Source organism: Anaerotignum sp., from assembly GCF_040307045.1.
GTDB lineage: Bacteria > Bacillota > Clostridia > Lachnospirales > Anaerotignaceae > Chakrabartyella.
Genome location: NZ_JAWRKF010000005.1, coordinates 185,053 through 206,764 on the forward strand (window position 1 = coordinate 185,053; position 21,712 = coordinate 206,764).

At 41.5% G+C, this 21,712-nt stretch carries 18 protein-coding genes and 1 tRNA gene; 12 read left to right on the forward strand and 7 right to left on the reverse strand.

The window, feature by feature from the left end; translation table 11 throughout:
- Positions 1–79 precede the first annotated feature (79 nt).
- From ABVZ64_RS04390 to ABVZ64_RS04410, 5 genes are all read left to right on the forward strand, one after another.
- The gene (locus tag ABVZ64_RS04390) at positions 80–2,995 is read left to right on the forward strand and encodes a beta strand repeat-containing protein (RefSeq protein WP_352399838.1); all 2,916 of its coding nucleotides are present in this window, start codon (positions 80–82) and stop codon (positions 2,993–2,995) included.
- Entirely contained in the window at positions 2,964–3,683 is a 720-nt protein-coding gene (locus tag ABVZ64_RS04395; RefSeq protein ID WP_352399839.1) for a hypothetical protein, read from the forward strand. Before ABVZ64_RS04390 ends, ABVZ64_RS04395 begins: the two co-directional genes overlap by 32 nt.
- Entirely contained in the window at positions 3,680–4,486 is an 807-nt protein-coding gene (locus tag ABVZ64_RS04400) for a hypothetical protein (RefSeq protein WP_352399840.1), read from the forward strand. Before ABVZ64_RS04395 ends, ABVZ64_RS04400 begins: the two co-directional genes overlap by 4 nt.
- 24 nt (positions 4,487–4,510) lie before the next feature.
- Positions 4,511–5,245, forward strand: coding sequence for an S-layer homology domain-containing protein (locus tag ABVZ64_RS04405; RefSeq protein WP_352399841.1), 735 nt, complete (start codon positions 4,511–4,513; stop codon positions 5,243–5,245).
- A 669-nt stretch (positions 5,246–5,914) separates the two neighbouring features.
- Positions 5,915–6,163 (forward strand): hypothetical protein, encoded by a 249-nt coding sequence (locus ABVZ64_RS04410; protein WP_352399842.1) that lies wholly within the window; start codon positions 5,915–5,917, stop codon positions 6,161–6,163.
- Between the two features lie 64 nt (positions 6,164–6,227).
- On the opposite strand, the gene asnS is transcribed toward ABVZ64_RS04410, so the two are convergent.
- The 5 genes from asnS to ABVZ64_RS04435 form a co-directional block, all read right to left on the reverse strand.
- Complete coding sequence (gene asnS, locus ABVZ64_RS04415) at positions 6,228–7,622, reverse strand: asparagine--tRNA ligase (protein ID WP_352399843.1); 1,395 nt, start codon at positions 7,620–7,622, stop codon at positions 6,228–6,230.
- 80 nt (positions 7,623–7,702) lie between these two features.
- Positions 7,703–8,674, reverse strand: coding sequence for a peptide-methionine (R)-S-oxide reductase MsrB (gene msrB / locus ABVZ64_RS04420; protein WP_352399844.1), 972 nt, complete (start codon positions 8,672–8,674; stop codon positions 7,703–7,705).
- Between the two features lie 40 nt (positions 8,675–8,714).
- On the reverse strand, positions 8,715–9,545 hold the full coding sequence (locus ABVZ64_RS04425) for a carbon-nitrogen hydrolase family protein (protein WP_352399845.1): 831 nt from the start codon (positions 9,543–9,545) through the stop codon (positions 8,715–8,717).
- Between the two features lie 28 nt (positions 9,546–9,573).
- The gene (locus tag ABVZ64_RS04430; RefSeq protein WP_352399846.1) at positions 9,574–9,801 is read right to left on the reverse strand and encodes a hypothetical protein; all 228 of its coding nucleotides are present in this window, start codon (positions 9,799–9,801) and stop codon (positions 9,574–9,576) included.
- A gap of 229 nt (positions 9,802–10,030) precedes the next feature.
- Positions 10,031–11,407, reverse strand: a complete 1,377-nt coding sequence (locus ABVZ64_RS04435; RefSeq protein ID WP_352399847.1) for a sodium-dependent transporter — start codon at positions 11,405–11,407, stop codon at positions 10,031–10,033.
- A 228-nt stretch (positions 11,408–11,635) separates the two neighbouring features.
- On the opposite strand from ABVZ64_RS04435, the gene ABVZ64_RS04440 reads away from it, so the two are divergent.
- The 6 genes from ABVZ64_RS04440 to ABVZ64_RS04465 all read left to right on the forward strand — a co-directional run bounded on the left by ABVZ64_RS04440 (position 11,636) and on the right by ABVZ64_RS04465 (position 17,462).
- On the forward strand, positions 11,636–12,895 hold the full coding sequence (locus ABVZ64_RS04440; protein WP_352399848.1) for an L-cysteine desulfidase family protein: 1,260 nt from the start codon (positions 11,636–11,638) through the stop codon (positions 12,893–12,895).
- Between the two features lie 166 nt (positions 12,896–13,061).
- A complete protein-coding gene (locus tag ABVZ64_RS04445) occupies positions 13,062–14,606 on the forward strand; it encodes an alanine/glycine:cation symporter family protein (RefSeq protein ID WP_352399849.1) in 1,545 nt (514 codons plus the stop codon).
- A 111-nt stretch (positions 14,607–14,717) separates the two neighbouring features.
- Positions 14,718–14,790, forward strand: a tRNA-Phe gene (locus tag ABVZ64_RS04450).
- Positions 14,791–14,881: 91 nt separating this feature from the next.
- Positions 14,882–15,244 (forward strand): NusG domain II-containing protein, encoded by a 363-nt coding sequence (locus ABVZ64_RS04455; protein ID WP_352399850.1) that lies wholly within the window; start codon positions 14,882–14,884, stop codon positions 15,242–15,244.
- On the forward strand, positions 15,245–15,736 hold the full coding sequence (locus ABVZ64_RS04460; RefSeq protein ID WP_352399851.1) for a Gx transporter family protein: 492 nt from the start codon (positions 15,245–15,247) through the stop codon (positions 15,734–15,736).
- Positions 15,737–15,956: 220 nt separating this feature from the next.
- Positions 15,957–17,462, forward strand: coding sequence for an IMP dehydrogenase (locus ABVZ64_RS04465; RefSeq protein ID WP_352399852.1), 1,506 nt, complete (start codon positions 15,957–15,959; stop codon positions 17,460–17,462).
- A gap of 595 nt (positions 17,463–18,057) precedes the next feature.
- Here ABVZ64_RS04465 and ABVZ64_RS04470 read toward each other — a convergent pair.
- Entirely contained in the window at positions 18,058–18,249 is a 192-nt protein-coding gene (locus ABVZ64_RS04470) for a ferredoxin (protein ID WP_352399853.1), read from the reverse strand.
- Between the two features lie 106 nt (positions 18,250–18,355).
- Positions 18,356–18,586, reverse strand: coding sequence for a hypothetical protein (locus ABVZ64_RS04475; protein WP_352399854.1), 231 nt, complete (start codon positions 18,584–18,586; stop codon positions 18,356–18,358).
- A 373-nt stretch (positions 18,587–18,959) separates the two neighbouring features.
- On the opposite strand from ABVZ64_RS04475, the gene ABVZ64_RS04480 reads away from it, so the two are divergent.
- Complete coding sequence (locus ABVZ64_RS04480) at positions 18,960–21,554, forward strand: cation-translocating P-type ATPase (RefSeq protein WP_352399855.1); 2,595 nt, start codon at positions 18,960–18,962, stop codon at positions 21,552–21,554.
- Positions 21,555–21,712: the final 158 nt, after the last annotated feature.

Below are 21,712 nucleotides of genomic sequence, written 5' to 3' on the forward strand. Positions count from 1 at the left end.
GGATGTGGCGTGAAACCACGAGCATGATGAGGCTTGCGGATTTATTCCAGCAGTTGAAGCAATCCCAGAAATAGAGGAAGTGCCTTGCGACAAAGGATGTACTGACACAAATGAAGATGGTGTAATTGACCATGTAGATGACTGTGCCTATATACCTGCTGTGGCTGAAACCCCTGCGGTGGAGGGTGCGCCTTGCAACCATGAGCATGATGAGAATTGTGGTTATACCCCTGCGAGTGAGGGTGTAGTGTGTGGCTTTTTGTGCGAGGAATGTGAGAAGGTGCTAGAGCAACCTGCGCTGCTTGGCTCACCAAGGAGTGTTACAAATTACGACGTTTGGGTGGGGAGCACACAAGTCACCTCAGACAACGCAAGTGATATCACAGGCACGGGCATAACGGGTACAGTGAGCTATGATGCCGATACAAATACCTTGACTTTAGATAATGCAACCATTACCCACGAAGCCGGGTTTTGCACAAATTCTCCCTTTTATAGCGCAAGTATTTACTCTAAAGAGAGTGGTACAATTAACTTAATTGGGAGCAATAGTATTAACCTTGGTGGAGGAAGTAGCTCATTATCAAGATTGTATAATATTAGTGTTGATAAACCCCTTACCATAACCGGCAGTGGCTCTCTTGCTTTGACTGCAGGAAATGCCACCGGGAGTTCCACCACAACTTTAGCGAGTGTTTCGCTGGGCAGTACAAACGGCGGCACTCTGACAATTGATGGTGGAACGGTAACTATGATTAACGAGCAAACAACACCGGAGTATGTTGTGGGCATTTATGATTGGAATGTTTCTAATAGCCCAAAAATAGAGCTGAAAAACGCTGGAAATTTGTCCATTACAAGTAAAAAACAAGCTTATATGCATAATTCCGGCGGCGGAAAATTAGTCATGAGCCATGACAGCACAGTACTTTTTGTTGGTGAAAATACGGCAGCTAATTTTGCGGGTTGGGGGAACAGTATCCCTAAGTCTAAGAATTTACAGTTTACTGTCAACGCCAATACTGACGGCAGTGAGTTAACAACAGGCTCATGCAGTGAAGACTATAGCTTCAGTGGAAAAAAATATGTCAAAATATCCCCCAACCCTAGCACCCCTACGGTATATGGTGACTTTTTGGTGAGTGTGGTCGAGGGCGATACCGCCCCCACCTTTACAGACGGTGTCCTCACCTTTGCGGCAGGTGGCGAATACACCGTTGCTATGAAAAGCGGTGTGACCTACACCTCTAATGCCATTGTGGTAAATGCAAGTGATGTTACCCTAAACCTTGACGGCATTACCATTGGTGCACCACAAGGGAAGCCAGATAGTGACGGCGTAACCGCCCTAACTGTAACTGGCGGAACAGTTCTAAACATTGTATCGGACAGCTCTTTTACTGGCGGAGTTGAAGGGCCGGGCACTGGAGAATCCACTGGTGGAGGTGCAGGAATTAAAGGCAATATTGTTGTAAAAGGGAACGGAACACTTACTGCAACAGGTGGAAATAGTAATGGCGATACACGTCTTTCAGGCATGGGGATTGTCGGTAGTGTAAATATTTCGGGGGCTGTCTCCTTAATTGCCAAGTGTGGTAGTGGTGTGGCAGGTATCGCAATCACTAATGGCATATTCCAAGGCGGCAACAATACTGTGGCGGAAGGGTATACCGTTTGGTGTGGAGATGATCCAATAAATATAGGACCCTTGTTGGAGAATTCCACTACAAACAAATATGTTAAAATCGTACCTACGCCTGAGTTTGTTGATTTTACCAAAGTGGCAAATCAAAATACATTATATGCAGAAAGTCTGCTTGGAACTGACAAGTCGACTTGGTCTGGTAATGACACTGATGGTTTTACGCTCACCTTAAATGGTGTTGATTTTTCCACAAGTGCACCCATTGCGATAAAGCTACCCGATAACACAACAGTGGTTTGCACAGGAGTGAATGTGATAACCAGCACCTATGACGGCACTGAGAATAGCTCAGGTATTTATGCCGATGGCTCGGTGACTTTTATTGGCACAGGCGTACTAACCGCAACGGGTGGAACAACTTCAAATAACAGCTGTGGAATCGGCAGTTTGCCTAACAAAACAATTACCATAGGTGGCAATGTTACCGTAGTGGCAATAGGGGGGAAATCCACCGGTCAATGGGGGAATAGTAGAGGAATTTCGGCAGGAATGAAGCTTATCATTACAGATTTAGCAAATGTTACAGCAACTGGCGGTGACACAGCATTTAGCAATGGTTTGTATAGCAACTCATCAGGTGAGAGTCAGGGCATACGCTTTGTAAGCGGTACTCTTTTTGCCAGTGGCAACACGCAAGCAAGCGATCGTCTCGTTTATGCTGGGCTTACGGGAACGACTGAAGCAGTCGCAACCACGTGTGCGTATAATCAGAAAAGCGCTACTTGGGAACTGAAACTCCCCACGGCGGCACAGTATGCAGACGGTAGCTTTGATGGCACAGAGGCGGCAAGCGGCAGGGACTATGAAATTACCGGCGGAGATACCCTACATATCAAAACCGCCAAGGGTGGGGCGTGGTGGAGCGCAAATGGCAGCAGCTATCTTGATTACGCAATTTATCTGGACAATGACATAGACGTGTCTGCATTTCTGAGGTCGCCGGTGGGTAACGGCACCTTGTTCAGCGGAACGTTAGATGGACAGGGCCACAGCATTTCAGGGCTGACCATTGACAGCACGGAAAACTACGCCGGTCTGCTCAAGAGCATAGGTGGAGCACGCATTCAAAACCTCTGCATCGCCTCCGGCAGCGTTAAGAGTACCTTTGGAGGTGCAGGCGATCTTTATGTTGGTGGCATTACGGGAGTTGCAGCTTCAAGAGACAATGGCACAACGACAATAGGCAACTGTTTTAACACCTGCAGCGTCACAGCCATCAGCGCAGACAGCAATGCGATTGCTGGAGCAATTTCTGGGTTTGAGGGCGATATCAGAGCTGCTACTCGTTGACAGCCTGAACACTTGGGTATACACCACCGCCAGTACCGACTACTACACATGGAAAGCCGACAACAAAAGCACCCCCACCAATGGTGGCTACCCTGTATTTGGTACAGCATGGACTGTACCTCACTCCCACTGTGTCTGCGGTGGCGATACAAACATCGGCCACCACACAAGCCATAGCGTTGTTCAATATGAGCCGCTCCCCGATGACTGGGATGGCATTGTATCCTTGGAAGGGAACTACTATCTTACTCATGATATGACGATGCCGGCAAGAATTTACATAGCTGAGGGTAAAACCATGAACCTATGCTTAAATGGATACAAGCTAGACGCAAGGGGCTTAAATGTGGAGGAGAAGACAGACCCGGTGTTTTATCTTTCTGGTGCACTAAACCTGTGCGACTGTGACGGCAGCCAAAATAGTGGTGGTAAAATCACAGGACTTAATAACAATTACTCACCGATTATCATTGATTTAAGGGGCACATTTTCTATGTACGGTGGCAGTATTACCAAAAATACAACAACGGGTAATACCATAGATAATAGCGGAATATTTACCATGTATGGTGGTTCTATCACTGATAATTTTGCTAAAGAAACTGCCGGTGTCTATAATGAAGCAGGCACATCCACCATGTATGGCGGTAGTATCTTACATAATGGTGGTGGTACTTATGGGCTGTGACTAATTTAGCTAACTTTACAATGCTGGGTGGTAGCATTACGGGTAATACCTCTAGATTAGTTGGAGCTGGTATCCTGAGCCTAAAAGACATTACTCTAGGTGGAGATATCAATATTTCTGATAATAAAGTGGGAAATACAAACAGCAATATTGACCTTGTTTATTTAATTAACGATATGGGTTCAAGAACTGCGCCGATTATACCCACTATTAAAATTTCAGAGGCACTGACCAATACAAACCAAATCGGTGTTTCCATTTTAGAGATGAAGGCGGATATTTCCGTTGAATCGCAAACTGGTGTGTTTACCTCAGGTGATGCTGTGACGAACAGTGACTATGCAGAAAATTTCACCGCTGATAACAGCAATTTTGCTGTGGCAGTGGCAGATAACAACCAGCTTAAATTGGAAATAGCTTCTCCTACCATTACCGCAGGGGCAAATCAAAGCATTATAGCCTCAACAACCAGTGACTTGGTAGTTACCTCAAGTGCAGATCTTGCAAATTTTCAGGGTGTTGAAGTAGGAAAACAAGGTACTGCACCAACTACGCTAACGGAAGATGCCCATTATACCAAGGCTTCGGGAAGTACAATCGTAACATTGAAAAACAGTTACCTAAAAACGCTTTCCGCAGGAACCTATACCCTTAATATTGTTTCAACAACAGGCACTGCAACAACAACTTTTACAATTAAAGCTTCTGGCGGTAGTTCATCTGGTGGAGCATACTCCTACGACTACTACGATATAAAAATTACTAAGGAGGGTAACGGCAACATTTCTCCTGACGGCGGATGAAATAATACGGTTACAATACGTAAGTTGCAAGATCAAACCTTAACATTTATCCCCGATATGGGCTATGTGGTTTCCGATGTTTTGGTAGACGGTAGAAGCATTGGTGCAAAGGCGAGCTATACTTTTGAAGATGTAACAAAAAACCAAACATTGAAAGCCATCTTTAAAGCAAGCAGCAACGGTCACGTGAATCCTCAAACAGGCGTAGCTTTTGATGATGTACAGGAAAACGACTGGTTTGTAGATGCAGTTTATTCTGGAGTAAACAGTGTTTGGTTTAGTGGCACAAGCAAAACCACCTTCAGACCTTACGGCAACACCACTCGTGGAATGATTGCTACAGTACTTTGGAGAATGGAAAAGGAACCAACTGCAAGTGTAACGTCCATGTTTAAGGACGTAGAAAGAGGTGCGTACTATGCAGAGGGCGTGAACTGGGCACAAGAAAACGAAATTGTAGGGGGCTACGGCAACAGTAAGTTCGGTCCGGACGATAACATCACCCGTGAGCAGATGGCATCTATCCTTTACCGCTATGCCCAGTTCAAGGGCTATAATGTATCCAAGCATTCCAATTTGACGGAGTTCACCGATACAGACATAATTTCTGAGTATGCAAAGTCTCCGATGGCTTGGGCTGTAGAAAACGACCTCATCTCGGGAAAAGGAAATGGCATCCTTGATCCACGTGGTAAGGCTACTCGTGGGGAAGTAGCAACGATTCTCACAAGATTTGTCAGAATGTTTTCTAAAAATTAACAACCCATAAAGTTAAAAGATTCAAACTGGAGGTGGTGAGCGGAATGCTTGTCGCCTCCTTTAAACAACCCAATTCTGTGACTGAAAGCGTCACAGAAGGCAGTACCATGCAGTACCATGAAAATCTTTTTTAAACTTCTCCTTGTGGTGGTGTGTATCTTAGCGTTTACCCCCTGTAATGGATAAGCAGCTGGCGTAAATAAAGATGCCAATAGCAATGATCAGGCAATTATTTTAGAGAAAAATTAGTAAAATTCCCAATCCTGGGAAGGTGCCCATACATCATTATTACAATAGGAACCTGCCCCACTTGAGTTAGCAAAGCAAGGTACCTTGATACTTAGACTTTTTCTTTGGCAACAGCCCATACTGTACTTTTATCGTAGCTTTAGCAAAGCTGGGATACGCCTGAGTAAATTCACACAGAGTCTTGGCCATTTTTTTGTCCCAGCGGTTACCTTTGTCCAAACAGGTGGTGACCGCTTGGGTACAGACTTCTTGTAGCTCAAGCGTATGTTTCAATTCTTCCATACAAAAAGAGCGGTGACTCATAATCCTTTTTAATAAACTAAGTGAATCCATTGCCTATGATTTTCTGTGTATACTGGGTGATCTTGTCAGGGTAAGCATAAGGCCATAGAGTAGATAAGTTTGTCGGCTTCCTAAAATATGAACCTTGGGAACATTGAGGTAAAGGAAAAAGCTGAAAAATATTCACAAACTGTTCCGCAAGAAAATTGGATTCACTACCTTGACATTGATATGCAAAAAAATGTGAAGAAAGAGTTTGATATTGAGGCACCGAAGAAATGTTTGGTGTTTGTGGAGTGCTTGCATGGGCTAATGGCTTCAGCCTGCAATTTGAGACAGCAAAAAGCGGATAGCCGTAGCTATCCGCTTAATATTTCTCATAGTTAGGAGGTTCACAAATTTTCCATGTGAACACTCGCCGCATTGCTCGTGGGTTTAAATTGTCATAAAATTAGAATTCTGCATTTTTCACAGTTCTAGGGTAAGGTAATACATCACGGATGTTGCCCATGCCAGTTAGGTACATAACAGCGCGCTCAAAACCTAAGCCAAAGCCTGCGTGTCTGGTACCACCGTATTTTCTAAGGTCAAGATACCACCAGTAATCCTCTTTATTAAGACCCAGTTCATCCATACGCTTTTCTAAGAGGTCTAGTCTTTCTTCTCTCTGGCTACCGCCGATAATTTCACCTACACCGGGAACCAAAAGGTCCATTGCGGCAACGGTTTTGTTATCTTCGTTCATACGCATATAGAATGCCTTGATATCCTTAGGATAGTTGGTTACAAAAACAGGTTTTTGGAAAATCTGTTCTGTTAGATATCTCTCATGCTCAGTTTGCAAGTCAATACCCCATTCTACAGGATACTCAAATTCCTGGCCACTCTTAATTAACAAGTCAACAGCCTCTGTGTAGGTAACACGGGCAAAGTTGTTGTCCAGAATATTCTGCAATCTCTCCAACAATGTTTTATCAACAAAACTGTTGAAGAATTCCATTTCTTCCGGAGCGTTCTCCATAACATAGCGGATGATATATTTTAACATATCTTCTGCAAGTTCCATATCATCCTGCAAATCAGCAAAAGCCATTTCCGGCTCAATCATCCAGAATTCTGCTGCATGGCGAGCTGTATTGGAGTTTTCTGCTCGGAAAGTAGGACCAAAAGTATATACATTGCGAAAAGCCATAGCAAAGGTTTCAGCAGAAAGCTGACCGCTTACAGTCAAGTTGGTTTCTTTGCCAAAGAAGTCCTTGGAGAAATCTACTTTTCCATCTTCTGTTTTAGGAAGATTGTTCAAGTCTAAGGTTGTCACGCGGAACATTTCACCAGCACCTTCGCAGTCACTACCTGTGATGATGGGAGTGTGTGCATAAACAAAGCCTCTTTCCTGGAAGAAGTTATGAATTGCATATGCAATTAAGCTTCTAACACGGAATGTTGCAGAGAACATATTTGTTCTGGGGCGTAAATAAGCAATCTGGCGTAGAAATTCAACGCCATGGCGTTTCTTCTGCAAAGGATATTCGGGGGTAGAAGTACCTTCTACTTCGATTTCCAATGCCTTTAACTCAAAAGGTTGCTTTGCATCGGGTGTTTCCAATACAAGTCCTTTTACAATTAAAGCGGCACCCACGCCTTGCTTTGTAATTTCTGTATAGTTAGATAAGGTTTCAGCTTCAAAAACAACCTGAATATTTTTGAAGAAAGAACCGTCATTTAGCTCAATAAAGCCAAAGTTTTTGGAAACACGCATAGTACGAATCCAACCGCCAATGGTTACCTCTTTGTTTGCATAGGTAGCCGTATCACGGTAGACTGATTTTACTGTTGTCAAATCCACAAGAGATCGCTCCTTTTCTTATTTCTGAATTCATATGTTTCTTATTTTAGCCTCCAAGTGTAAAAAACACAACCATTTTCTTATAGAAAAGGCAAAAATTCGCCATATCCTTCCTTTTCCATGTCTTTTTTGGGGATAAAGCGCAATGAGGCACTGTTGATGCAATAGCGTAGACCACCCAACTCTTTTGGGCCATCATCAAAAACATGACCCAGATGGGCGTTGCCTGTCCGACTGCGAACTTCAGTGCGGATCATGTTATGGGATAAGTCATCATACTCCACGATTGTATTGGGGTCAAGGGGTTTTGCAAAGGCAGGCCAACCACAGGCGGATTGAAACTTATCCTTTGAGGTGAACAGGGGCTCTCCCGTTGTGATGTCCACATAAATACCGTCTTCTTGTGTTTGCCAATATTTATTAAAAAATGGTGGTTCCGTTTCGTTTTGCTGGGTAACGGCATACTGCAACGGGTTAAGGCTTTTTTTAAGGACTTCCCTTTCAGGCTTTGGATATTTTTCAGGATTAACCAATCGTTGTTTTTTCTTTGCGATTATTGCAAAGTTAATATGGCAATATCCATTTGGGTTTTTGGTTAGATATTTTTGATGGTATTCCTCAGCCTGAATAAATTGTAATAAGGGCAGACATTCTACCACTACAGGCTCATTGTATTCTTGCTGCAATTTTTTAAGAAAAGTAAGGATGATGGGCTCTTGTTCTGTCACGGTATAGTAGATACCTGTGCGGTATTGAATACCAATATCCATGCCTTGCCTTCCTATGGAGGTTGGGTCTATGGTATAGGAATACTCCGTAAGAATTTCTTCAAGGTTTATTTTTTTCGGGTCAAATACAACCTCTACGGCTTCTGCATGTCCAATATGACCGCAAACTTGTTCGTAGGTAACAGTTTGTGGAAGTTGTGCCTCCACGCCATTTTTTTTCCCCAAGGCGTACCCTGTACGAGTGGAGAGCACACCTTCTATAGATTCCATGTATTTTTCGGTGCCCCAAAAACAGCCACCAGCTAAATATATTGTTTCTTTCATCATAAAAACTCCTTATTTAATTTTAAAGATTTTTATTTATTTATTCAGGAGAAATAGGAACCTCCGTTAAACGGTATAAGTCTGTACGGCGGTGTTTTAATAGGGGTAATTCTCTGCGTACTTTGTCCAGTTTCTCCATTTCCCATTCTACAAATGCAATGCCTTCTTTTTCGTCCATCTGGGTCAATATTGCACCCCATGGGTCAGTGGATATGGTATGTCCCCATGCGATGTAAGATGCCATTGTATCTCTGGCCGGTGCAACCCCTGCCATAAACACTTGGTTATCTAAAGCCCTGGCGCGGAAAGAAAATTCCCAGTGGGCGGGACCTGTAGTCATATTAAAAGCAGCGGGCACGATAATGCCTTTTGCACCTTGAAGAGCTAATAAACGTGCAACTTCTGGGAAACGAATGTCATAGCAAATCATAAGCCCCAGTTTTCCCCATGGTGTATCAAAAGTGGTAAAATCCTGTCCGGGTGAAAGGACGTCGGACTCAACAAACCTTTGCCCCCCCTCCACATCGATGTCGAACAAATGGATTTTACGGTGTCTGGCAATTCTCTGCCCTTTTGGATCAAAAACAAAAGAGGTATTATAAATTTTATGATTAGATTTTTCAGGAACAGACCCAGCCACAATGTAAATGCCTAATTCTGCGGCGCAGTTCCCCATTTCTATTAAAAATGGGCTTTCTTGATCCATGGCAAAACGTGGAAAACAGCTGTTGTCATAGGGGCAAGCAAACATTTCGGGAAAAACAGCAATATGGACATTTTCTTTTGCCGCCTTAGCCAGCATCTTTTTTGCCTCCACTAGATTTTCCTCTGGGGTGTTTTTGGTTTTCATTTGGATTAGAGCTAATTTCATAAATATCTCCTCCGTTCTTATTGTCAGTTTAAACTAAGTATACGGTAAAAACACACAAAGTGCCTGTATCTTTGGTCATTGGTGTAGTATTATCATGGACTATGCCCCAAATTACTACATTTTCATTCTTCAGATGATTGACTGGAACCCACGACTTAAGTTCCTCCATGGTTACAATGTTTTCCGAGCCGTAGGGGCTATATTCTCTAATAAATGCAATGGATGATGATATAAGGGTTGCCAATTTGATTTTCATAAGATATATCTTTCTATTTCATTTAGCACCGCTTCTTTATCATCGTACAATGCTTTAAAACGAAATGCAATTCTATTTGTAAAAGTAGGGGATTTTTACCGAAATTCCTATGTTCGTTTTCACCTTATTACCCATAAGGATTTTAACTCCTAGCCTTAATAATTTAAATTAGGAAAACAGGCACGAAAAAAGCATCCTTCCAAACAATAGAAGGATGCTTTTGTTCGTTTTAGCTGAAGAATAGTGATTTATAGCCCATAACAAATACGAACAATACCACTATAGGTAAGAACCACTGGACATAGAAACGAATGGATTTAGGGAATTTTATGCCTTTGCCGCTATTTGCTTCAGCCATAAAGTTGTCCCAACCCCAACCCATTTTCCAGGTACAGAATAATACGTAAACAACACTGCCCAAGGGAAGAATATTGTTGCTGACAATAAAATCTTCAAAATCTAAAATGGTTGAACCTTCGCCCAAAAGCTGAACTCCACTTAAAACGTTAAAGCCCAAGACACAAGGGAGGGAAAGAATGATAATTGCAGCTAAGTTGTAAGCAATAACTTTCTTTCTGCTTGCCTTTGTTAAATCTGTTCCGAAAGAAATGATGTTTTCAAAAACGGCGATAACAGTTGAAAATGCAGCAAAACACATAAACAAAAAGAATAAAGAACCCCATAATCGACCGCCGGGCATTGCATTAAATACGTTTGGCAGAGTGATAAAAATTAAGCTAGGGCCAGCATCCGGGTTAATGCCATAAGCAAAACAAGCAGGGAATATGATTAAACCAGCCATCAAAGCAACCATTGTATCTAAAAAGGTAATGCACATAGCTTCACCAGTTAAAGAACGAGAGCGGTCAATATAACTACCGAAAATTGCTATAGCACCCATACCAATGCTAAGGGTAAAGAAGGCCTGTCCCAAAGCGGCAAACAGAACTTCCACAATGCCATATTCCTTTAAAGCCGAGAAATTGGGAGCTAAGTAGAAACGCAGACCATCCTCGCCGCCCTCTAAGAAAATAGAACGAGTTGCTAAAACCAGCATTAACAAAAGCAATAATACCATCATTACTTTTGTAATTTTTTCAACTCCTTTTTGTAAGCCACGGCTACAAATGCCAAAGCTAACCACAACAACGATAACCATAAAACCTGTCATTAATCCAGGATTACCTAGCATAGAACCGAAAACATTGGATACACCATCTTTATCCAACCCTACAAAGCCACCACTTGCCATTTTAAAGAAGTAATAAATCATCCAACCGGCAACAGTAGTGTAAAACATCATTAAAATATAATTACCAGCCATGGCAAAGTACTTGAAAAAATGCCATTTTGTTCCTTTGGGTTGTAGAACATCCATTGACATTGCTACACTTTTTTGGCTGGCACGACCAACGGATAGCTCGGCGACCAAGATGGGGATGCCTAATAAAATTAAAAACAGAATGTAAATCAATACGAAAGCGGCACCACCGTATTGACCGGTAATGTAAGGGAATTTCCAAACATTTCCAAGTCCGATGGCGCAGCCGGCAGAAATCAGGATAAATCCCAGTCTTGATGAGAATTTTTCTCTTTGTTGATCCATAATACCCTCCTAAAAATAACAGCATACTTGCTGTAAAAAAATAATAGCTGTTTCATTATAGAAAACGTAGAGGCAAAAAACAAGTAAAATTAGGGAATTATGCAGTATACATAAAGAATTAAGAAATTTTTTCAAATGGTACATAGAAAAAAGTGGTATTTCTATAGGGGAGACGGTATACTGAAAGCAATAGAAAATACAAAAGAAACACTAGAAAGAGGGGGTCAAATGACGCACTTTACAACATTGTTGCAATCTGAAATCCGGCCGGCACTGGGGGTAACAGAAGTAGGTGCAATTGCTTTAGCTGCAGCAAGAGCATATGCCGAAGTTGGAGGAGCGGTGCTGCATATTGAAATGAGCATGAACGGAGGTATGTATAAAAACGGTTTCTCCTGCAGTATTCCTGGAACCGAGGAGCTAGGTTGCGAAATGGCAGCGGCACTGGGAGCCCTAGGTGGAAAATGGGAATTGGGATTGGAGTGCTTAAAGGGCATTACCGGAGAACAGGTGGAACAGGCAAAATCCATCCCCGTGGACCTTTCACTGGCGAAGGAAAGGGAAAGTATCTACATAGAAGCAGAGGTAACGACAACAAGGGGTATTGGTATTGCTCGAATCGAGGGGACACACGATAATATTGTTTATGTGGCAAAAAATAACGAGATTGTTTTGATTAAAGAACAAATCAAGGAAGAAACAGCACAGGAGATGCTTGATTTTGACACCATTACAATTGCCGAAATGGTGGATTATGCCTCCACAGTTTCCATTGATGAGCTTATCATTATTAAAGAAATGATAGCAATGAACTGCAGGCTTTCAGAGGAGGGTCAAAAGGGATTAGGATTATCTATAGGTGCAACTTTGGATGCATTTCACCAAAAAGGTGTTCTGGGGATTGATATGATTTATCAAGCACAAAAACTAACTTGTGGGGCTATGGATGCCAGGCTTTCCGGTTTGCCGTTCCCAGCAATGAGCATTGTGGGAAGCGGATCCCATGGGATTGTTTGTTCTTTACCTGTGGTGTCCTATGGTAGAAGCATAAATGCCTCTGAGGATGAAATCATACGAGCTGTTACTTTAAGTTGTTTGGTTACTATTTTTAGTAAGCATTACACAGGTAGGCTTTCCGCCCTTTGTGGTTGTGTTCTAGGTGGCGGTAGTGGTGCTGCAGCTGGCCTTACATTTCTTATGGGTGGCGGGGCGACAGAAGTAAGTAATGCCATCAATCATTTGGCGGCAAATCTTACAGGTATGATTTGTGATGGAGGCAGCACAGGGTGTTCTCTAAAGGCGTCAACAGGGGTTTATACTTCCTTTTTATCTGCCATGCTAGCAATAAATAAAAAAGCAATACCAAATTATTTTGGTGTTGTTGGTTCTTCAGCAGAGCAGACAACCAAAAACCTAGGAAGAATCTCTACCGAGGGGATGTATACTATGGATACAACCATCATTAATATAATGCAGCAAAAAAAATAATGGCTACCAGTATGTAAAAACAGAAACAATTTTGCATTTCGTAGAAAATTAGGAGATAGGAAAAATAAAATAAAGATAGAAGGAAGAAAAAAATAGTATTCACGTTAGTTGTGTGATGCAGTATGGGAAATAAAATTTACGAAAAAACCAGTTGGGAGGGAATCCTTTGAAAGAAATTTTTGATGCAGTGAACGGTGTGTTTGAATTTGTTGTTCCGGTGGCCGATTTTTTATGGGACTTTCCTACAAACTTTGAATGGTACGCCGCCATTCCAATTTTGGGGAACTTAAGTTTTGCAGTGGTTTTGCTGATCGGCTCTGGCATTTTTTTCACCATAAAAACAGGCTTTATACAAGTGACGCATTTTCGAGAAGGCCTTCGTATTTTGACAAGGCAAAGAGCGGCAGCCATAGGTATTTCACCATTAGCAGCATTTTTTCTAAGCTCGGCAATGCGTGTTGGGCCGGGAAACATTTTAGGGGTTACTGGGGCGGTTTCTGTTGGTGGTCCTGGTGCGTTGTTTTGGATGTGGATAAGTGCCTTTTTTGGTATGGCAACGGCCTTTATGGAGGCAACTTTAGCCCAAATTTTTAAAGAAAAGAAGGGCAATGAGTTTGTAGGCGGACTTCCGTTTTATGGTAAAAAAGTCATGGGGGATCGGGCGTGGGTTGGTGTAGCACTGTCGGCAATTTTTATTCTGTATGCCATGTTTTGTTTGCCTGCCCAGGCGTTCAATGTTTTTTCATCCGTTGGGTCTATTGCAGAGGTGGTCACAGGTAATACATACGATAGAACTTCAGCCCTATACTATGTCATTTCCGTAGTTTTAATTGTGGGAACCAGTATTTTTGCTTTTGGTGGTATTCGTAAAATTACAAAGGTTACGGACAAAATAGTGCCAATTATGGCTGTTCTATATTGTACTACAGTATTGGTCATTGCCGTTTTAAATATTGGCACAGTGCCATTTTTCTTTGGTGCCGTTTTCAAGGGGGCATTTACACCTGAGGCCATATTTGGCGGTTTCTTCGGAACAGCGTTGGTTCAGGGCGTTAAGCGTGGTCTAATGTCTAACGAGGCGGGGCAAGGTACAATTACCATGTCTGCGGCGGCATCAAATGCGGAACACCCCTGTGAGCAAGGGTGTGTGCAGGCATTGGGCGTTTTCCTAGACACAATTATTATTTGTACCCTTTCAGGCTTTATTGTAGTTATGGCGCAGCTTTGGAACGATCCTACAGGTTGGGAGACCTTGCATGGACAAAAGCTTCCTTTATACTTGGCTTCTATCACATCATTAACACCGGGAACGGGGGCAGATGGAATCATTACTCTTTTAGTTAGTATTTGTTATGGCTTATTCGCCTATACTTGTGTGGTTGGTTTTATTATTTTTGCGGAGATTGCTGCTAACCGCATTAGCAAGAAGAAGAGTTTCACTAATTTTATCCGAATATTAGGAGCGTTGGTGTTTATCCCATTTGGTGTTCTTTCAGTTTTGGCGGGCTTGGAACTGGATAATTTGTGGTATATTTCAGACTTGGGAAATATCCTTATTGTTTATTGCAACTTACCAATTTTGTTTGTTGGTGCAAAATTTGCCTTCCGGGCAACCAAACATTATAAGACCAAAAAGGGAGAGCCTTTTACATCTGAAGTGGTAGGCATTACTTGTGAATATTGGGATGAAAGGGCTAAAGAAAAACTATAAATCGACAAATAATAATGCGGGTGGGTTAAGCTTGCCCGCAAAAAAACAAAAAATGTGTTGACATTTAAATATATTTTGGATATACTGGTATGGCGTCAGTGAGAAAGACATGCCCAGATAGCTCAGTCGGTAGAGCAGAGGACTGAAAATCCTCGTGTCGCTGGTTCGATTCCGGCTCTGGGCATTTGTTTAGTTTATTTTTAATAAATCCTACTACAAAGAAAAGGAAGCTAAGGCTTCCTTTTTTTCCTATGTGGAAGAAAGGCGTGCAGGATATGAAAAAAGCAGACAAAATACTCATTATTATTCTTCTGGTTCTGGCAGCTGGCCTGGCGTTGTTTTTCTATTCAAGGGCAGAAGAGGGCGGATTTGCTAGGGTTTTGGTGGATGGTGAAGTGAAGGTAGAGTTACCTTTGCGGGAAGATGCTGAATTTACAGTGGAAACGCAACAGGGTTATAATATAATAAAAATACAAGATGGATATGTTTTTATTGAAGATGCAGACTGTCGGGATCAGATATGCGTGGAACATAAGAAAATTCATCTTACAGGGGAAACCATTGTTTGTTTACCCCATAAACTAGTGGTTGAGATTGTGGGGGAGAAGGAAACTGAGTTTGATATGGTGGTGGGATAAATGCAAAGTAAGAGAGTTGCATATTATGGTTTATTTGCGTCCTTAGCAATTCTTATGGGTTATGTTGAAATGCTTATACCAATGCCTCTTTTGGTACCTGGGATGAAATTAGGACTGGCAAATGTGATTATAGTGATTGTTCTATATTTTATGGACGGGAAGGCAGCATTTTTTATCTCCTTTGTGCGTGTCCTTCTTTCAGGATTACTCTTTGCAGGGTTCGCGGGACTATTGTATAGCTTAGCAGGAGCAATTTTAAGTTTTGGTATCATGGCACTATTAAAAAAAACAAATCAGTTCAGCATAATCGGTGTTAGTATCGCCGGGGGTGTATTTCATAATATAGGTCAGATAATTGTTGCTACTATGGTAGTTGAAAATTTAAAGCTATTATATTATTTCCCTTTTTTACTTTTTTTTGGAGTTGCAACAGGAACGGTTATTGGAATTGTTGCAAAAATGTCTTTGGGATATTTAAATCGACGCCTTTGAAATGGAAGAATGTTCTTGATTCAAACACATGAGATGGCTTTTCGTAAAGTAATTTCTATTAAAACGATAGAAAAACCGACGAATTGAACAAAAACATAAAAAATATTAAGTCCCCCTTGTACAGGGGGATTTTTAGTGCTAAAATCTTATGAAATAATGATTTCAAGTTGGAGCGTACAGAAAATACGCTCCCTATTTTTCATCAGGAGGAGAGAAAAAAATGGCGCAATACTTTACGGAACCATCCAGAACCTTTAGCGAATTTTTACTTGTACCGGGTTATTCTTCCAAGGAATGTACAGTTGAAAATGTGAGTTTGAAAACACCCGTTGTGAAGTTCAAAAAAGGTGAGAAACCTGCTTTGGAAATGAACATCCCTTTAACTTCTGCGGTGATGCAGGCAGTTTCTGACGATAAAATGGCGGTGGCTCTGGCGAAGGAGGGCGGTATTTCCTTTATTTTCGGCTCTCAGAGTGTGGAAAGTCAGGCGGCTATGGTAGCTCGTGCAAAAGCGTATAAAGCAGGCTTTGTTATCAGCGACTCTAACATTGGCCCCGAAGATACTTTGCAAGATATTTTGAATTTGAAGCAGAGAACAGGCCATTCTACTGTTGCAGTAACCACAGATGGCACAGCTCAGGGCAAATTGGTTGGGTTGGTTACCAGCAGAGATTATAGAATTAGCCGTATGGATAGAGACACAAAGGTAAGTGAGTTTATGACTCCTTTAAATCAGTTGATTACTGCTCCGGCGGGGACAAGCTTAAAAGAAGCAAACAATATCATTTGGGATAACAAAATCAATCAGCTGCCTATTGTTGATAACGAAGGCAGATTACAGTATTTGGTATTCCGTAAGGACTATGATAGTCACAAGGAAAATTCTGCAGAGCTGTTGGATGCGGATAAGCGATATGTGGTTGGCGCAGGTATTAATACCAGAGATTATATGGTTAGAGTTCCAGCTTTGGTTGAAGCAGGGGTAGATATTCTTTGTATTGACTCCTCTGAGGGATATTCCGAATGGCAGAAAGATACTTTGGATTGGGTACGAAAGAATTATGGCGACAGCGTTAAAATTGGTGCTGGTAACGTTGTGGATAAAGAAGGTTTCCGTTACTTGGCTGATTGTGGGGCTGACTTTGTAAAGATCGGTATCGGCGGTGGCTCCATTTGTATCACTAGAGAGCAAAAAGGCATTGGTCGTGGACAGGCGTCTGCTGTAATTGAGGTAGCAGAAGCAAGGGATGAATATTTCAAAGAAACAGGCGTATATATTCCCCTTTGCTCGGATGGGGGTATCGTTTACGATTACCACATGACATTGGCATTGGCTATGGGTGCGGACTTTATCATGTTGGGTAGATACTTTGCTCGTTTTGATGAAAGCCCTACCAATAAAGTTAACATCAATGGTAGCTATATGAAAGAGTACTGGGGTGAAGGCTCTGCTCGTGCTAGAAATTGGCAGAGATATGACATGGGTGGCGACTCAAAACTTTCTTTTGAAGAAGGGGTTGATTCCTATGTTCCCTACGCAGGCAGCTTGCGTGACAACGTAGGTCTATCCTTGAAGAAAGTAAAATCCACAATGTGTAACTGTGGTGTTTTGTCCATTCCTGAATTGCAGCAAAAAGCAAAGATTACAGTTATTTCTACCACGAGCTTGGTAGAAGGTGGTGCCCATGACGTATTGCTTAAAGACAATAGCTTAAACTTTAAATAATACAAATAGACGAAAAGATAAAGTGACACTGCTCTTTGTAGGTGTCACTTTTTTTATTTATTTTAACAAGAAAAAGATGAAACATGTTGGTTTACAGCAAAAATCAAAAAAACCTTTTATCCAGATAATTAGAATGCCTTACAATCAATAAAATTTTACTAAATGCATGAAAATATTTGTGTGGAAAAAGAAAAGGCAGGGGTTTTTACATATTTTTTTTCCAGTTCTTTTGTTTTACAAAGTTGCCTTACAACCCCCAGCTTATTGTGGATATGGTTTTGCCATGCGTTGGGTTTTATTTTCGTTTTATGGTTGGGGCAAAAAATCTCCTTTATAGGGTAATGGTAGGCATGTTTTGTTTTGTATATTATTAGAAAATAATTTGCCCAATTATTTTTTTAGTCGATATAATACCTCTGGTAGATTTGGGAATGTCTTGGTTTAAGGTTTCTGGGGGCTACTCAATGCTTTTATGAGAAGTTTGGTCAGTATCTAATCTTTCATTTCAGTCATAAAAGCTGGAAAAATAATAGAAATTGAAAAAAGGAGGTATCCCTATGGATTCCTCCCTAAGCTTTTATGCAGTTAACAAGTATTAGTGCCCTGTTGTCTCAATCGCAACTGCGGGACAGTTTGTTTTTGCTTCAATTACCATAGCCTCTGTGCTGGGAGGAACATTTTCAGGGATGGCTTTCGCCAAACCATTATCATCCATAGAAAAAACATCACCGCAAAGGCTAACGCAAAGACCACAACCAATACATTTTTCATTTACATATGCTTGCATATAATCTCTCCTTTTCAAACAGTTTGTAATATTGTTTCACTTTCTGAAAAAGATATGCAATTTTTTCACAAAAAAAAGATGCAAAAGCATCTCTTTTCTAAGGGGATTAATATTCTTTTCCCATCATCAGTGCAACATCCATCCATTCCGTTACCATTCTGTATGCTTCTTCCGGATCCTTAAGACGGCGTAGCGTTTCCTCGTCGCTATCAAAAGAAAGCAGTAAAGCACCGTATATATTGTAAAAATCTATTTGCCAATCCGTTTTATCTTTGTATTTGCTCAGGTGATAAACCATTTCGTCTATGCCTGTAATGGTAAATTTTTCATGGATCATCCCAATCCCTCCTTTTTTATTTGGGGTTATTATTAGACTAGTATAACAAAAAAATGTGTACATGAAAAGGGGAAGTGTTAAAAAATATACAAGACTATATAAATACGTTACTGGGAATAATGGAAAAGAAATATTTTTCGGTAATTGGATTTTTTTGTATTGATTTTTTATCATTGTTGTGATAGAATTCATTCAAATAAGAGGGAGTAGCTTACGCATCATGCGTCGCCAACGTTCGTCATCTCGGCTTATCAGCCCGGGCGTTGCCCATAGGATACTTTTTATCCTTAGGAAGCAAGACTTTTATTGTACCGAAAAATTATGATAGGTGCAATGGAGGTCTTTTTTTGTTTGCACTGAAAGGAGAATGGAAATGGATAAACTTTGGATGAGGAAAAAGGATGAGCTGTTCCAAGAGTATGGAACCTCTAAGCATGGGCTTTCGGGGGACGAGGCGGAAAGGCGAATAGAAAAATACGGTGAAAATAAGTTGAAAGAGGGAAAACGCAAGAGTATTGTCCAGGTTTTCTTCGAACAATTTGCCGACCTCTTGGTTGTGATCTTGATTGCAGCAGCGGTTATTTCTGCCCTTACCGGTGGGATTGAGGGAACAATTGTTATTATTGCAGTTTTGATTTTAAATGCAATTTTGGGTACAGTGCAGCACTTTAAGGCTGAAAAATCCTTGGAAAGCTTAAAGGCCATGTCTGCCCCCAATGCCAGAGTGATTCGTGATGGTGAAAAAGTAGAAGTTCCTGCTTCAAGGTTGGTACCTGGTGATATCTTGCTTTTAGAGGCCGGTGATGTTGCTGCTGCAGATGGTCGTATTTTAGAGAATCACTCTTTGCAAGTAAGTGAAAGTGCCCTAACTGGAGAGTCAGAAAACGTAAATAAATCTGCTGATATCATCGAAAGAGATGAGTTGCCTTTAGGAGACCGCTTAAATATGGTATATAGTGGCTCATTGATTTCTTATGGCCGTGCTGTTGTATTGGTAACAGGCACAGGGATGAAGACAGAAATTGGAAAGATTGCAAATTTAATGCAGTCTGCACAAGAAAAATCCACACCCCTCCAAAGAAGTTTGGATGAGTTTTCAAAAAAACTATCGTTCATTATTTTAGGAATCTGTGCAGTGGTGTTTGCCCTGGGCGTATGGCGTGGGCAGTCCATGACAGATGCTTTAATGTTTGCTGTGGCCTTGGCTGTTGCGGCGATTCCTGAGGCATTAAGCTCTATTGTAACCATTGGGTTAGCTATTGGTACGCAAAAAATGGCAAAGGAAAATGCAATCATTAAAAATTTGCGTGCCGTAGAAAGTTTGGGCTGTGTTTCAGTAATTTGTTCTGACAAAACAGGCACATTGACACAAAACAAAATGACAGTCCAAAAAACCTTTACGTTGGAAGGCACAACAGATGCTGATGATGTAGATTGTAACAAAAAACCGTTTAGAGAATTGATTATAACAGGAGTGCTCTGTAACGATGGCGCTATTAATGGTGACGCCCAAATAGGTGATCCTACGGAAACAGCGTTGTTAACTTTCTGCCGAAAGGCAGGTGGAAATGAAGGAGATATAAGGAACACCTATCCTCGTATGAGTGAATTGCCCTTTGACTCTGACCGTAAGCTCATGTCCACGTTGCATCAAATTGAGGGGCAATTTTTGATGATGACAAAGGGTGCCCCAGATGTGTTATTGGCTAGATGTAAAAATGTTGTGGAAAATAATGTAGTAAGAGAAATGAGGAAAAATGATCTAGATTCTATTTTAGAGCAAAATCAGGAATTTTCTTCTAAGGGCTTAAGAGTATTAGCCTTTGCAAAAAAACCAATTGGTGAAAAGCGTCTGCTAACATTGGATGATGAAAGCCAGCTAACCTTTGTTGGTCTTATCGCCATGATGGACCCCCCTCGCTTGGAATCTGCTCCTGCCGTTGCCGATTGCCGCAGGGCAGGCATTCGCCCCGTTATGATTACGGGGGATCATAAGGTAACAGCTTCTGCCATTGCAAAAGAAATAGGTATTTTGCGAGAGGGTGACAGGGCAATTGAAGGTGCTGAATTAGAGCATATGAGCGATGATGAATTGCGTGAACGGGTAAAAGATATTTCTGTTTATGCCCGTGTTTCACCAGAGCATAAAATTCGTATTGTTAGAGCTTGGCAAGAAAATGGTTGTATCGCTGCCATGACTGGAGACGGTGTAAATGATGCTCCTGCACTAAAGCAGTCTGACATCGGAATTGCCATGGGTATTACTGGAACCGAGGTTTCCAAAGATGCAGCAGCAATGATATTGACCGACGATAACTTTGCAACCATTGTGAAGGCCGTTGGAAATGGCAGAAATGTATATGCCAATATCAAAAACTCCATCCAGTTCCTGCTTTCGGGTAACTTAGCCGGCATTATTACGGTGTTATTTACTTCTTTGTTTGGGTTACCATTGCCCTTTACAGCAGTTCAGTTGTTATTTATCAACTTACTGACAGATAGTTTGCCTGCATTAGCGGTCAACATGGAAAAACCTACGGGGGACTTACTCAATGACAAACCTAGAAACCCTAGAGAAAGCATTTTGACTAAAGATTTTATGGGTAGATTAGTAATGCAGGGCGGTATGATTGCAGTAGTAACAATCATTGCTTTCTATATTGGTATGAGTGTGAACGATGGTATGGCTTGTACTATGGCGTTTGCAACTCTATGTATGGCTCGCCTGTTCCATGGATTTAACTGCCGTGGTGCACGTTCCATTTTCCGCTTGCCCAATAACCCTTACAGTTATGGCGCATTTGCAGTAGGTGCAGTTTTATTGATGGCAGTATTGTTTGTTCCTGGTTTACACGGGTTGTTTGATATCAACAATGCCCTTTCAGGAACTCACATCTTACAGATTATCGGCTTGGCTTTTGTTCCTACTGCTTTAATCCAATTGGGTCGTGTGGTTAAAGGAAGATAAGAATGGTATGCTTTTAGAGGCATAGATTTATTTTTTACAGCGGCAGAACTTTGACTGTCGCTGTTTTTTTGCAGACATTTGCGAATAATTATTGGTTTGGATTAAAAAGAACCATAGTTATTGCGGAAAATGGAGCTTGTTGGGAGCTACCTATGCAG